Genomic DNA, 13,339 nt, shown 5'->3' with positions numbered 1-13,339 from the left:
CGGGTTCAATGCGATGGCTCGGGGAAACGGGCGCTGTGTAGAGTGATGGCGGCCCCACACGCAGTGCGGTTGTGGGTGGTTTTGTGCCGCCTTAGCTCAGTTGGTAGAGCAACGGCTTTGTAACCCGTAGGTCATCGGTTCGATTCCGATAGGCGGCTCCATCCCAGGTCAGAGGTTTCTGATCAAGGGAGTTCGTACACATGCGGAAGGCCCCGGGCGATCGTCCGGGGCCTTCCGGGTTTTTCGTGCGCCGTCAGTGGCGGCCCGAGACGCGGTCGGCCAGGCGGGCCAGGGGTGCCGTCGTCGGGGCCTGGGCGGCCGCCTCCCGGCGGTCCGCCTCGCGGTAGGCGGCGTAGAGGGCCTGTACGCCGAGCCAGCGGAAGGGATCCGGCTCCCAGCGGCGGACTCGGTGGTTCACCCACGGCAGGGTGGTCAGCTCGGTGGACTCGCCGAGGACCAGGTCGCGCAGGGTACGGCCGCCGTGGTCGAAGCGCGAGCCGAAGCGGTACGGGACCCCGCATCCGCCGATCGCGATGCGGTCGTCGGAGGTCAGCTGCGCGTGCATGCACGCGTGGGCCATGTCGCCCAGGACCTCCCGTCCGCAGGGCAAACCGCACCCCGGAGCGACCAGACCGGTACCGCCGAGCCGCCCGCAGGGCGAGCCGCGTGCTGCCGAGCACCCCACAGGGGAAGGGCGCTAGCGTCACGCCATGGTTGAGATCGCGGAGATTCCGGACGGGCTGGTCGAGGCGCAGGTCTGGTTCAACGGGGACGCCGGGCGGGAGTTCATCGCCGCGTTGCCCGCACGGGCGGCGGAGTTCCTGGAGCGGTGGCGGCTGCGGCGTACCGGGCCGGTGATGCACGGGGTGACGGCCCTGGTGCTGCCGGTGGAGCGGGCCGACGGCAGCGGGGCAGTCCTGAAGCTGGTGTCGCTGGACGAGGAGTGCGTGGGGGAGCCGGTCGCGCTGCGCGCCTGGGACGGGGACGGCTGCGTACGGCTGCTGGACCACGACGTGGACACCGGCACGCTGCTGCTGGAGCGGCTGGACGCGGGGCGTGACCTGGCGGACCTCGCGCGGCGGGACGCGCGGCAGGCGGTGCGGGTGATCGGGGAGTTGCTGGCGCGACTGACGGCGGTGCCCGCTCCGGCGGGGCTGCGCGGGCTCGGGGACATGGCCGCGGGGATGCTGGAGGAGGTGCCGCAGGCGCTGGAGCGGCTGGTGGACGAGCGGGACCGGCGGCTGTTGCGGGACTGCGCGGCCGCGGTCGCGGAGGTGGCGGGCGAGCCCGGGGACCGGCTGCTGCACTGGGACCTGCACTACGAGAACGTGCTCTCGGGCGGCCGGGAGCCCTGGCTGGCAATCGACCCGAAGCCGCTGGCCGGCGACCCCGGCTTCGACCTGATGCCGGCGATCATCAACAACTTCCGTGCGGAGGACGTGCGGTGGCGGTTCGACCTGCTGACGGGGGCGGCCGGGCTGGACCGGGAGCGGGCGCGGGCCTGGACGCTGGGCCGGGTGCTGCAGAACTGCCTGTGGGACGTGGAGGACGGCGAAGAGCGGCTGGACGAAAAGCAGTTGGCGGCCGCGCAGCTGCTGCTGGGGCGGTGATCCGACCTAGGCTGCCGGCATGATCCGGAGTGCTGAAGTGGCCGATGTCCCCGTCATCCACGCGATGATCCGTGAGCTCGCGCAGTACGAGAAGGTGCCGCACGAGGCGCGGGCCACCGAAGAGCAGGTGCGGGAGGCGCTGTTCGGGGAGCGGCCGGCGGTGTTCGCGCATGTGGCGGAGACCGCGGACGGGGAGGTCGTCGGGTTCGCGGTGTGGTTCCTGTCGTTCTCGACGTGGCGCGGGGTGCACGGCATCTATCTGGAGGACCTGTACGTACGGCCGGGCGTGCGCGGTGGCGGGTACGGCAAGGCGCTGCTGGCGGAGCTGGCGCGTACGTGTGTCGAGCGCGGCTACGAGCGGCTTGAGTGGTCGGTCCTGAAGTGGAACGCGCCGACGATCGCCTTCTACGAGGCCCTGGGCGCGCGGCCGCAGGAGGAGTGGTCGGTGTACCGGCTGACGGACGGGGCGCTGGCGGAGCTCGGAGCCGGGTAGCGTCGGGGGTGTTGTCAGTGCGGTCGGTCACCATGGGGGCATGGTGCGAAACGGGCGGCAGGAGTCGGTGAAGGCGGCGCGGAGGCCGGAGCTGCGGCTGCCGGAGCTGGCGCCCTGGGAGGGGCGGGAGCTGGAGCCGGACGGGGACTACGACGGGGTGGAGTTCGCGGACCTGGACCTGGCGGGGCAGGAGGGGGTCGGGGCCCGGTTCATGGACTGCGCGGTGCGGCGCTGCGCGCTGGACGAGGCGGGGCTGGCGAAGGCGCGGATCCTGGATTCGGTGCTGGAAGGGGTCCGCGGGGTGGGGACCGACCTGTCGGGGGCCTCGCTGCGGGACGTGGAGCTGGTGGACGCGCGCCTGGGCGGGGTGCAGTTGCACGGGGCCGGGCTGGAGCGGGTGGTGGTCCGGGGCGGCAAGATCGACTACCTGAACCTGCGGAAGGCGCGGCTGCGGGACGTGGTCTTCGAGGGGTGCGTGCTGGTGGAGCCGGACTTCGGGGGTGCGGTGCTGGAGCGGGTGGAGTTCCGGGACTGCGCGCTGCGGGGGGTGGACTTCTCCGGGGTGCGGATGGCGGACGTGGATCTGCGGGAGGCCGCCGTACTGGAGATCGCGCGGGGGGTGGATGCGCTGGCCGGGGCGGTGATCAGCCCGGCGCAGCTGTTCGACCTGGCGCCGGCGCTCGCTTCCCAGCTGGGGGTGCGGGTGCTGCCGTAGGCGGGCCTCCGGGTCTTGTGCGGCGCCGTTGCGGGGGTGCTGCCCCCGGGCCCCCGCGTCCACTCCGGCGGGGCTGGAGTTGCGTGCCGGGGCTGGAGTCGTGCGCCGGGCGGGCGCGGGTGGCTGCGTCGAATGGCCGAGCTCTCGGGTGTCCGGACGGGCGGGTCACCGGGGCGGGTGCCTAACGTGCAGGCAGATGCACCGGTGCACGAGGCCTGTGGAGGTGTCATGTCCCATCGGTTCCGCCTGTTGGCGGGCGCCTGCGGCGGCACGGTTGCCGTCGCCCTGCTCGTCGTCGGGAGCTTCGCCGGCGTACGGCCGCCGCGAGCCGGGTCCGGGGGCGGCCCGGGGGCGGCGGCCGGGGGGACGGCCGTGGGCGCCTACCTCCACTACGGCTCGCCCGGCGTCGAGCGGATGGAGGAGTTCTCGCGCTGGCTCGGCGGGACGGAGCTGCGCGCCGGGCACACCTATCTGCCCGGCGACACCTGGGCGAACATCGAGGGGGCGCCGGATTCCCTGCGCACGTGGGCGCGGTGGCGCAAGGAGAGGGCCGATCGGCTGTTCGTCCTGAACGTGCCCATGCAGGAGCGCAACGAGGCCGGTGTCCCCGACGGCCGGGTCGCGGAGCTGATCCGCGCCGGCGCTCGCGGGGCGAACGACGAACACTTCCGGCGGTTGGCCGGGCGGCTGGTCGGCCTGGGGGTGCCGGACACGGTGATCGTGCTCGGCTGGGAGATGAACGGCTTCCACTACACCCACCGTTGCCGTCCGGATCCCGGGAACTGGAAGACGTACTGGCGGCGCATCGTGGCCGCCATGCGTTCGGTCGAGGGGCAGCGGTTCCGTTTCGACTACGCCCCCAACCGCGGGGGTGACGCGATTGCCTGGACGAGCTGCTATCCCGGTGACGACGTGGTGGACATCGTCGGGATGGATTCCTACGACCAGGAGCCCGGCCGTACCTTCGACGAGCAGGTCACGCAGCCCTACGGACTGCAGCGGCAGGTCGATTTCGCGAGGGCGCACGGCAAGCGGATCTCGTACCCCGAGTGGGGCCTGTTCCGGCGCGGCGACGATCCCGAGTACGTGCGGGGCATGCTGGCCTGGTTCGCCGAGCACGAGCCGCTCTACCACAGCATCACCGACTACTGCCCGCACGGCGTGTGGCAGTGCGGGCAGAACCCGCGCTCGGCCCAGGTGTTCCGGGAGTTCCTGTCCGGCGGACGGGTCTGACTACGCCGCGACGCGGGGGAAGCGGGCCTGGAGGGTCCAGATGGCCGGGTTGTCGGCGAGGCCGTCATGCATGTCGATCAGGTCCGCGAGCAGGTCGTGCAGGAAATCGCGGGCTTCGCGCCGCAGCAGCCGGTGGCTGAAGGTCAGCGGGGCCTCCTCGGCCGGCATCCAGTCGGCCTCGACGTCGACCCAGCCGAAGCGGCGCTCGAAGAGCATGCGGTCCGTGGACTCGGTGAAGTCGATCTCGGCGTACTGGCGGTTGGCGGAGCGGCTGCCGCGCGGGTCCTGGTCGAGCTGCTCGACGATGTCGCACAGGGCCCAGGCGAAGTCCAGTACGGGGACCCATCCCCAGGCTGTGGACACTTCCCGGTCGGAGTTGGTGTCGGCGAGGTACACGTCCCCGCAGAACAGGTCGTGGCGCAGCGTGTGGACGTCCGCCGAGCGGTAGTCGGTCTGCGGGGGGTCGGGGAAGCGCCGGGAGAGGGAGTAGCCGATGTCGAGCACGTACCCGATGGTGTCACGGGTGCCCGAGGGCCCCCACCCCGGACCGGGGGAGGGGCGCGTCAGGGGGGCCGGTTCAGGGGGGCCGGCTCAGGAGGGGAGGAGGCGTTGTTCCTTCGCGACGGAGACGGCGCCCGCGCGGGTGTCGACGCCGAGCTTGTCGTAGATGCGCCCCAGGTGGGTTTTGACCGTGGCCTCGCTGATGAACAGGGCGCGGGCGATGTCGCGGTTGCCGAGGCCGCGTGCGAGCTGTCCGAGGATGTCGAGTTCGCGGTCGGTGAGGGTGGGGCGGCCGCCGCGCATGTGGGCCATCACGCGGCTCGCGACCGGTGCGGAGAGGGTGGTGCGGCCCTGGGCGGCCGAGTGGATCGCGGCGAAGAGCTCCTCGGGGCGTTCCGCCTTGAGGAGGTAGCCGGTGGCGCCCGCGCCGATGGCCCGGGTGATGTCCGCGTCCGTGTCGTAGGTGGTGAGGACGAGGACGTGCGGGGGGCGCGGGAGCGCGGTGATGCGGCGGGTGGCCTCGACGCCGTCGATGCCCTCGCCGAGCTGGAGGTCCATCAGGACCACGTCGGGGTGGAGTTTGGCGGCCAGGGCGACCGCCTCCTCGCCGCTGCCCGCCTCGCCGAGGACCTCGATGTCGGGTTCGCTGCCGAGGAGGGCCAGGAGGCCGGCGCGGACCACCACGTGGTCGTCGCAGAGCAGGATCGTGGTCATGGAGCGGGCTCCAGGGGGATGGCCGCGGAGAGGACGGTGCCCTCGCCCGGGGTGGATTCGATGGTCAGGGTGCCGCCCAGCTGGCGGACGCGGGCCCGCATCGCCGGGAGGCCGTGTCCGCGCCCGTCGGTGTCGGTGCGGGGTTCGGTGAAGCCGTGGCCGTCGTCGGCGATGTCGAGCACCACCTGGTCGCCGAGGAAGCTGAGGGTGAGCGCGGCCGTACGGGCGCCGGAGTGCTCCCGGACGTTGGCGAGGGCGCCCTGGGCTATGCGCAGCAGGGCGGACTGGACGCGGTCCGGGAGAGGGGCCGGGGCGCCTTCGAGGTGGAAGCGGACCTTGATGTCGGGGCCGGCGTCGAGGGCGCGCAGGGCGTCGGCGAGGCCGGCGCCGTCGGCGAGCTCGGACGGGGCCAGGTCGTGGACCAGGCGGCGGGCCTCGGCGAGGCCGTGTGCGGCGATGCCGGTGGCGGTCCGGACGTGTGCGCGGGCGGTGGCGGGGTCGGTGTCCCAGGTGCGGTCGGCGGCCTGGAGGAGCATCTGCTGGCTGGAGAGGTTCTGGGCGAGGGTGTCGTGGATCTCCATGGAGAGCCGTTGGCGCTCCGCGAGGGTGCCTTCGCGGCGCTCGGTGGCGGCCAGCTCCCGGCGGGTCCGGATCAGGTCGTCGATCAGCGCGCGCTGGGCCTGGGCCTGGCGTTCCATGTGGACGAAGACGGCGGTGGCGAGGGCGGCGACGGCGGGCGGGGCGAGGAGCAGGTTGGGGTCGAAGGACTTGGACAGCTGGAGCTGGGCGGTCACGACGAATGCGGTGAGGAGGGCCACCAGGACGACGGCGGCGCGCGGGGGGAGGGTGCGCAGGGCGGTGAAGAAGAGGGGTACGGCGCACCAGGCGAAGCTCGGCGCGAGGACGACGAGGACGGCCCAGGTGGTGACGACCAGGCCGAGCCAGAGGAGGCGGCGGCGGGTGGGGGCTGCGCCCGGCGTGGCGCCGAGTGAGGGGCCGAGTGAGGGGCCGAGCACGGGGCCGAGTACGTAGAGCAGGGCCAGGGTGATGCTGAGGGCGAGGACCCAGGGGGTGCGGGGTTCGCCGGGGTGGCGCAGCAGGAAGCGGGCCACGGAGGCGCCGAGGAGGAGGAAGAAGGCGGTGTGTGCGACCGTCGCGAGGGTTCGGGTGTCCGGCCTGATCGCGGGGTGACTCACCGGGTGCTCCTGGTGTGCGGGGGTTGCGTCCATTGTCGCCTGCGGCGCCGTGGCCGGGGCGGCGCCCGCCCAGGCCGATGGTTTCCCCGCCGGAGGCCATCCGCATCGGCCGATCGGTTGACCCCTGGGTCAGCCGGTGCGGTGGGCGGGGCGAGCCGGTACGCGGACGGGGCGGAAGGGGGTGCGGGGAGAGGCTTGGAGCAGTGAAGGAGCCGGTCCGACCGGCCCGGACCGACCCGAAGCCGTCACCGTGTCACCGTTCTCAGGAGCAGCAGAGATGAACACCCGCACCCGCGTTCTCACCGGTACCGCCCTCGCCGTCGCCCTGGGCGCCGGAGCCTTCGGTGCCGTGAGCGCCAGCGCGACCCCCGCCTCCACCACCGCCCGGGCCGCCGCCGTCCCGGCGAAGAAGGACGGCCCGAGCGACAAGAACTTCACCACGACGACCCACCTGACCGTCGACGCCGCCACCCGCGCCGCCCAGGCCGCCCTCAAGGCCGCCGTGGCGGAGAACCAGAAGGTGACCGTCGCGGTGGTGGATCGCAACGGCAACACCATCGTCACCCTGCGCGGCGACGGCGCCGGCCCGCAGTCCTACGAGTCGGCGCAGCGCAAGGCGTACACCGCCGTGTCCTGGAACGCTCCGACCTCGGTGCTCGTGGGCCGTCTCGCCCAGGCCCCGAACCTGAAGGACATCCCCGGAACCCTCTTCCTCGGTGGCGGCACCCCGGTCCAGGCGAACGGCGCGCCCGTCGCCGGCATCGGTGTGGCCGGCGCCCCGAGCGGCGACCTGGACGAGAAGTTCGCCAAGGCAGGCGTCGACGCGCTCGGCAAGTAAAGAGTGCGGTTTGCCCGCTTAGGATCGAGCGTGTGGACCGCCGCGCACTCCCCCGTCTCGCCGCCCCTGCCGTCGCCGCCCTGCTCGCCGTCACCACGGCGTGCACGGGAGGCCCGGTGCAGGGGCGGCCGGGGGCGGCGGGGCTGCGCGACCCGTACTTCCCCAAGGCCGGCAACGGCGGCTACCAGGTCGAGCACTACGCGCTGGACCTGGACTACGACCCCGCCGACGGGGTGCTGCACGGTACGGCCGTCATCACCGCGCACGCCGAGCAGGGGCTCAGCTCCTTCAACCTCGACCTCAGCGGCCTGCGCGTGGAGGACGTGAGCGTCGACGGTGAGGCGGCCCGGTTCAACCGGACCGGCAACGAGCTGACGGTGCGCCCGGCCGACGACCTGAAGAAGGGCCAGGTCTTCCGCACGGAGGTCGGCTACAGCGGGCGGCCCAGGGCCCTCACGGACGCGGACGGCTCCAAGGAGGGCTGGATCGCGGGTGAGGACGGCGCGGTCGGCGTCGGCGAGCCGGTCGGGTCGATGACCTGGTTCCCCGGCAACCACCATCCCAGCGACAAGGCCGCCTACGACATCACGATCAACGTCCCGCACGGCTATGAGGCCGTGTCCAACGGGGAGTTGAAGTCCCGGGTCGAAGTGGCCGACGGGCGCACGCAGTTTGCGTGGCACAATCCGGAGCCGATGGCGAGCTACCTGGCCACGGCCGTCGTCGGCCCGTACAAGGTGACCACGGGGCGTACGCCCTCCGGGGTGGCCCTCTACAACGCGGTGTCGCCGCAGGAGGCGGCCGCGAGCGAGAGTTCGCTGGCGCGGCAGTCGGAGATGCTGGAGTGGGGCGGCCGCCGGTTCGGCCCCTACCCCTTCGGTACGGCGGGTGCGGTCGTGCTGCCCGCCGGGACTCTCGACTACGCGCTGGAGACGCAGACCAAGCCGGTGTACCCGGGTGCGCCCGGGGACGAGGCGCTGGTGCTGCACGAGCTGGCCCACCAGTGGTTCGGCAACTCGGTGTCGCCGAAGACCTGGAAGGACATGTGGCTCAACGAGGGCTTCGCGACCTACGCCGAGTGGCTGTGGGACGAGGACCACGGCGGGCCCACGGCGCAGGAGCACTTCGACGCCCTCCTGAGCGGTGACACGGACGTCGACGCGGCCGCCGAGTCCGACTGGGCCGCCTTCCCGCCGGCCGACCCGCCCGGGCCCGAGGACATTTCGGCGAGCCCGGTCTACCAGCGCGGCGCGATGGTCCTGCACCGGATCCGGCAGGAGGTGGGCGACGAGAAGTTCTTCGCCCTGGTGCGCGGCTGGGCCACCGACCACCGGCACGGGAACGCGAGTACGGCCGACTTCACCGCCTACGCGCAGGAGCGGACCGGCCACGACCTGGAGAAGGTCTGGGACGTCTGGCTGTACGGGGAGGCCCGGCCGAAGTAGGCCTGTCCGCTGCTCCGCTGCTCCGCTGCTCCGCTGCTCCGCTGCTCCGCTGCTCCGCTGCTCCGCTGCTCCGCTACGCCGTGCCGAGGGCTTTGCGCAGCACCGTGCAGTCGCGGCCCCGTGCGCGGTCCTTGGCGCGGCGTACGGGGGAGTACCCCTGGGAGCGCCAGAAGGCGAGGCCCTCGGGGTGGTTGTCCAGTACGGCGATCTGTACGCCGCTGCGTCCGGCGGCGCGGAAGCGGTCCTCGACCAGGGTGGCCACGGCGCGGCCGTATCCCTCGCGGTGCGCGGTGGCGTCGATGAGCAGCAGGCCGATCCAGGGGTCGTCGTCCCCGGGGGTGGCGGCCGGGTTGTGGGCCAGGGTGGCGGCGAGGCCGACGAGGCGGCCGGCGCTGCGGGCGAGGAGGATCTCCGCGCTGTCGTGGGAGAGTTCGCCGGCGAGGGCGGCCGCGACCTGTTCGACCGTGATGCGGTTCGGATCGGGGAAGTCGCCGCTGAGTTCGAAGAAGGCGTGGTTGGTCGAGTAGAGGGCGGCGATCTCGGTCAGGACCGGGCCGGGGAGGGCGCCGTCCACGGGGACCAGCGGTTGGAGGATCACCTGGGGAACGGTAGCGAAGCGAGCCCCCTCCCCGGTCGGGAGGGGGCTTCGCACCCGCCGGTGTCCGCGGGTCCGCTCAGCGGCGGACCGGCAGGCCCGGTGGGCTCAGACGTTGACGCCGAAGTCCTGCGCGATGCCGGTGAGGCCGGAGGCGTAGCCCTGGCCGACCGCGCGGAACTTCCACTCCGCGCCGTTGCGGTAGAGCTCGCCGAAGACCATGGCGGTCTCGGTCGCCGCGTCCTCGGAGAGGTCGTAGCGGGCGATCTCGACGCCGCCGGCCTGGTTCACGACGCGGATGTAGGCGTTGCGGACCTGGCCGAAGTTCTGGCTGCGGCTCTCGGCGTCGTAGATCGAGACCGGGAAGACGATCTTGTCGACGTCGGCGGGCAGGCCCGCGAGGTTGACGTTGATGGCCTCGTCGTCGCCGGCGCCCTCGCCGGTGCGGTTGTCACCGGTGTGGACGATGGTCTGGTCCGGGGTGGACTTGTTGTTGAAGAAGACGAAGTGGCCGTCGGAGACGACCTTGCCCATCGCGTTCACGGCGATGGCCGATGCGTCGAGGTCGAAGTCGACACCGGTCGTGGTGCGGACGTCCCAGCCGAGACCGACCGTGACGGCAGCGAGGCCCGGGGCCTCCTTCGTGAGCGAGACGTTGCCGCCCTTGGACAGGCTGACAGCCATGGGAATGTCCCTTTCCTCATCCGACATGCATGTACAGGCGGTCAAACTACCGCTGACCCCTATAACGCGACGAGAGGCCTGTCGGGTTCCCGGCGTGAATTCCGGATGACGGCAAATGCGGGTGACGCGGAGCGGGCGGGCACGGATCATAGGGGGCATGCCTGGTCCTTATGTCATCCGCGGTTCGGTCGCGCTCCCCGAGGGGGAGCTGTCCTGGCGTTTCTCGCGGTCCTCCGGGCCCGGCGGGCAGCACGTGAACACCTCGGACTCGCGCGTGGAGCTGATGTTCGACCTGGCGGCGACCAAGGCGCTGCCCGAGGTCTGGAAGGAGCGGGCGCTGGAGCGCCTCGCGGGCCGGCTGGTGGGCGGGGTGGTCACCGTACGGGCCTCCGAGCACCGCTCGCAGCTGCGCAACCGGGAGATGGCGCTGGTCCGGCTGGCCTCGCTGCTGGCCGAGGCGACGGCGCCGCCGCCCAGGCAGCGCCGGCCGACGAAGATCCCGCGCGGGATCAACGAGCGGCGGCTGCGGGAGAAGAAGGCGCGGGCCGAGACCAAGCGGGGCCGCGCCGGCCGGGACTGGTAGCCGCCGCGGGATCCCCCGCTGCGGAGTCCCCCCTGCAAGCCCTCGCGGCGGGAGCCGAGGGCCGGGAGCCGGGGCCGAGGCTGAGGGCCGGGCTCAGCCCAGGTGCCGGTAGCGCCCGCGGAAGTACGCCAGCGGCGGCGAGTCCGGGGACGGCAGCGCGGCCGTCAGGACCCGGCCGATCACCAGGGTGTGGTCGCCCGCCTCGACGCGCTTCTCCGTACGGCACTCCAGGGTGGCGAGGGCGCCGCTCAGCAGGGGCGCGCCGGAGGCCTCGCCGCGTACGTAGGGCAGGTCGGCGAAGAGCAGCCGGTCGCTGATGCGGCCCTTCATGGCGAAGCGGCCTGCGATCTGGAGCTGGTGGTCGGCGAGGACGGAGACCGCCCACAGCGGCTGCTCCGCCAGCAGGTCGTCCATGCGGGAGCCCTCGCGCAGGCTCACCAGGACCAGGGGCGGGTCCAGGGACACGGACAGGAAGGCGGTCGCCGTCATGCCGACGTCCTCGCCGCGCGGGCCGTCGGCCGTCAGCGGGATCTCGTGGGCCGTGATCAGGCACACGCCCGCGGCCAGCCGGGACATCGCGGCGCGGAACTCGTCATTGCTCACCCCCTCAGCATGGGGGCTGGCGTCGGGCGGGGCGGGTACGGGGGTCGTCTTCAGCACGTTGAAACGCTAATCTCACCCTCCCGTACGGCACATCGGGCCATGGTCCGAGTCGCGCCCCCACTCCTCGTCCTAGGCCTCAGGCGTATCGTTTGCTCACGAGAATGCGGGGGAGCGCTCCCAGCCCGAACCCTCTCCACGCGCACCGTAATTCATCTCATGTGACTTGAGTCACAGAGGGCAAGATTTGTTGACCCTGTGTACCTGGCGCACAGCTCACTGTGATTCAGTGGACGGGACACCGCAACGAAACGCCGATGACAAACCTGGAGTTGCTGTCGAGGTCTCGGGGAGAGCGAGCAATGGAGACCGAGTCGGAGCCGTACGTCCGTCTTGCGACCCTGCGGCAGCTGCACCGGGTGGTGGCCGATCTCAATACGGCCCGGAGCCTGGCGGACACTCTGCAGACCGTCGTGGACGGCATCGTCGTGGGCCTCGGCTATGAGCTCGCCTGTGTCAACCTCGTTCGCCCGGACGGCGATCTGGTCGTCGCCGCCTTCGCGGGCGACCCCGCCGCGGAGGCCCTCATCACAGGTCGCGTGGGGTCCCGCGCCTCATGGGAACGCCGTCTGACGATGGGTGAGTGCTGGGACGGGCTCCGCTTCATCCCGCACACGGAGGGCTGGATCCTCCTGGAGGACGACGTCCCCCAGTGGCACACCGACGGCCCCGACCCGCGCTTCGAGGACGAGTGGCACCCCGAGGACCGGCTCTACGCCCCCATGCACGCGTCCGGCGGGGAACTTCTGGGTGTCATTTCGGTGGACAGACCGCGCAACGGCCGCCGACCCGGCGCCTGGGGCCGTGAAGCGCTCCAGATGTACGCCTTCCAGGCGGCGATTGCGATCAGCAATGCGCGGCTGCGAGCGAACATGCAGCGGGCGCTCGTCCGGCTGGAGCGCGAGCAACAGGCCCTCCGCGCAAGTGAAGAGTCGTTCCGCCAGGCCTTCGAGTACGCGCCCAGCGGCATGGCCATCGCCGAGATGGGCGGGGACCAGCACGGCCGGCTGCTGCGCACCAACGACGCGCTGTGTCGGCTGCTCGGCCGCCCCGCCTCCGTACTGCGCCGCTACTCCTTCTCCGACCTGGTCCACCCCGAGGACATCGGCACCCTGCTGCGCACCTCCGCCGAGGGCGGTCGCGCCGAGCTGCGCCTGGGCCGCCGGGACGGCACGTACGTATGGGTCTCGCTGCGCAATTCCGTGGTGGCGGACGCCGCCGACGGTCCGCGCTTCCTGCTGACGCACGTCGAGGACATCGAGGAGCGCAAGCGCCACGAGCTCCAGCTCGCCCACCGGGCCAGCCACGACTCGCTGACCGGCCTGCCCAACAGCGCCGAGCTGCGGGCCCGGCTCGGCGCGCGGCTGTGTCGCAGGCCGCAGTCCACGCGGGCCAGCGCGATCGAGGCCCTGGACGCGGCCTTCGAGGGGCGCGACCCGCACGGCGGGCAGGTCGGCAGGGCGGGCCAGGTCGGACCCGACGGGTACGAGGTCCGGGCGGAGGCGGGTGGTGCCGGTGAGCACGGCTTTCAGGCCGACGGCCCCGACCGGTACGGCGGAACCGATCCTTTCGACTTCCCCGGGGCGCCGACCGCCCCGACGGACGGGCCGTACGACCACCACGTGCACACGGTGGCACCCGCGACCGACGTCGACGACGGGACGAAGGGGCTCGCGGTGCTCTTCTGCGACCTCGACGGCTTCAAGTCGATCAACGACCGGTTCGGGCACCACACGGGCGACGCGGTCCTGATCGAGGTCGCCCGGCGGCTGACGACGGGCGTCAGGGACGGTGACACCGTCGCCCGGCTGGGTGGTGACGAATTCGTCGTCCTGGCCGACGGCCTCGGCGCCGCGGACGCCGCGGACCTCGCCGTCCGGTTGCGCAACGCGATCATCCCGCCGATCCGCGTGGACGGCCGTGCGGTGCGTGTCGGCGCCAGTTTCGGCATCGGCTGGGCCAGCTGCGGGATGTCGGCGGACGAGGTGCTGCGCTCCGCCGACCAGCGGATGTACATCGAGAAGAGGTCCCGTTCCAAGGCGCACCGCCGGGCGGGCTGAGACGGTCTGTCG

13 protein-coding genes, 1 tRNA gene and 2 pseudogenes are annotated in these 13,339 nt (G+C 72.4%); 9 read left to right on the top strand and 7 right to left on the bottom strand.

Annotated elements, in window-relative coordinates; genetic code table 11:
* The first annotated feature begins 85 nt into the window (after positions 1-85).
* Positions 86-161 (top strand) — tRNA-Thr (locus ACFWFZ_RS24820).
* 92 nt (positions 162-253) lie between these two features.
* On the opposite strand, the pseudogene ACFWFZ_RS24815 reads toward ACFWFZ_RS24820, so the two are convergent.
* A pseudogene (locus ACFWFZ_RS24815) lies at positions 254-601 on the bottom strand (FAD-dependent oxidoreductase); the annotation flags it as partial.
* Positions 602-710: 109 nt separating this feature from the next.
* On the opposite strand from ACFWFZ_RS24815, the gene ACFWFZ_RS24810 reads away from it, so the two are divergent.
* The 4 genes and pseudogenes from ACFWFZ_RS24810 to ACFWFZ_RS24795 form a co-directional block, all read left to right on the top strand.
* The gene (locus ACFWFZ_RS24810; RefSeq protein ID WP_387125061.1) at positions 711-1,610 is read left to right on the top strand and encodes an aminoglycoside phosphotransferase family protein; all 900 of its coding nucleotides are present in this window, start codon (positions 711-713) and stop codon (positions 1,608-1,610) included.
* Between the two features lie 19 nt (positions 1,611-1,629).
* Positions 1,630-2,103, top strand: a complete 474-nt coding sequence (locus ACFWFZ_RS24805) for a GNAT family N-acetyltransferase (protein ID WP_387125059.1) — start codon at positions 1,630-1,632, stop codon at positions 2,101-2,103.
* Between the two features lie 40 nt (positions 2,104-2,143).
* Complete coding sequence (locus ACFWFZ_RS24800; RefSeq protein ID WP_387125057.1) at positions 2,144-2,818, top strand: pentapeptide repeat-containing protein; 675 nt, start codon at positions 2,144-2,146, stop codon at positions 2,816-2,818.
* A 228-nt stretch (positions 2,819-3,046) separates the two neighbouring features.
* Positions 3,047-4,036, top strand: a pseudogene (locus tag ACFWFZ_RS24795) (glycoside hydrolase family 26 protein); the annotation flags it as partial.
* A gap of 15 nt (positions 4,037-4,051) precedes the next feature.
* Here the strand turns inward: ACFWFZ_RS24795 and ACFWFZ_RS24790 are convergent.
* From ACFWFZ_RS24790 to ACFWFZ_RS24780, 3 genes are all read right to left on the bottom strand, one after another.
* Complete coding sequence (locus ACFWFZ_RS24790; protein ID WP_387125055.1) at positions 4,052-4,555, bottom strand: hypothetical protein; 504 nt, start codon at positions 4,553-4,555, stop codon at positions 4,052-4,054.
* 87 nt (positions 4,556-4,642) lie between these two features.
* Positions 4,643-5,266, bottom strand: coding sequence for a response regulator transcription factor (locus ACFWFZ_RS24785; RefSeq protein ID WP_350998726.1), 624 nt, complete (start codon positions 5,264-5,266; stop codon positions 4,643-4,645).
* On the bottom strand, positions 5,263-6,495 hold the full coding sequence (locus tag ACFWFZ_RS24780) for a sensor histidine kinase (protein WP_387125053.1): 1,233 nt from the start codon (positions 6,493-6,495) through the stop codon (positions 5,263-5,265). Before ACFWFZ_RS24780 ends, ACFWFZ_RS24785 begins: the two co-directional genes overlap by 4 nt.
* 244 nt (positions 6,496-6,739) lie before the next feature.
* Between ACFWFZ_RS24780 and ACFWFZ_RS24775 the strand changes: the two genes are divergently transcribed.
* Together ACFWFZ_RS24775 and ACFWFZ_RS24770 are read left to right on the top strand one after the other, a co-directional pair.
* The gene (locus tag ACFWFZ_RS24775) at positions 6,740-7,300 is read left to right on the top strand and encodes a heme-binding protein (RefSeq protein WP_387125052.1); all 561 of its coding nucleotides are present in this window, start codon (positions 6,740-6,742) and stop codon (positions 7,298-7,300) included.
* Positions 7,301-7,332: 32 nt separating this feature from the next.
* Positions 7,333-8,745 (top strand): M1 family metallopeptidase, encoded by a 1,413-nt coding sequence (locus ACFWFZ_RS24770; RefSeq protein ID WP_387125051.1) that lies wholly within the window; start codon positions 7,333-7,335, stop codon positions 8,743-8,745.
* A gap of 73 nt (positions 8,746-8,818) precedes the next feature.
* Here ACFWFZ_RS24770 and ACFWFZ_RS24765 read toward each other — a convergent pair whose 3' ends face one another.
* Positions 8,819-9,343 carry a GNAT family N-acetyltransferase gene (locus ACFWFZ_RS24765; RefSeq protein WP_387125049.1) on the bottom strand — a complete coding sequence of 175 codons (525 nt, stop codon included), beginning with the start codon at positions 9,341-9,343 and terminating at the stop codon, positions 8,819-8,821.
* Positions 9,344-9,448: 105 nt separating this feature from the next.
* A complete protein-coding gene (locus ACFWFZ_RS24760) occupies positions 9,449-10,024 on the bottom strand; it encodes a TerD family protein (RefSeq protein ID WP_387125048.1) in 576 nt (191 codons plus the stop codon).
* 157 nt (positions 10,025-10,181) lie between these two features.
* Here ACFWFZ_RS24760 and arfB point away from each other — a divergent pair, with 157 nt between their 5' ends.
* Positions 10,182-10,607: an alternative ribosome rescue aminoacyl-tRNA hydrolase ArfB gene (gene arfB, locus ACFWFZ_RS24755; protein WP_387125047.1), complete on the top strand. Its 426-nt coding sequence runs from the start codon at positions 10,182-10,184 to the stop codon at positions 10,605-10,607.
* Between the two features lie 93 nt (positions 10,608-10,700).
* On the opposite strand, the gene ACFWFZ_RS24750 is transcribed toward arfB, so the two are convergent.
* Complete coding sequence (locus ACFWFZ_RS24750) at positions 10,701-11,267, bottom strand: flavin reductase family protein (RefSeq protein ID WP_387125046.1); 567 nt, start codon at positions 11,265-11,267, stop codon at positions 10,701-10,703.
* A gap of 302 nt (positions 11,268-11,569) precedes the next feature.
* Between ACFWFZ_RS24750 and cdgB the strand changes: the two genes are divergently transcribed.
* On the top strand, positions 11,570-13,327 hold the full coding sequence (gene cdgB, locus ACFWFZ_RS24745) for a diguanylate cyclase CdgB (RefSeq protein WP_387125045.1): 1,758 nt from the start codon (positions 11,570-11,572) through the stop codon (positions 13,325-13,327).
* Positions 13,328-13,339 lie beyond the last annotated feature (12 nt).

It is taken from the genome of Streptomyces sp. NPDC060232 (assembly GCF_042726555.1).
In the GTDB taxonomy this organism is placed as follows: domain Bacteria; phylum Actinomycetota; class Actinomycetes; order Streptomycetales; family Streptomycetaceae; genus Streptomyces.
Note: the sequence above shows the minus strand (reverse complement) of the source record. Positions and strands in the feature narration are given on the sequence as shown.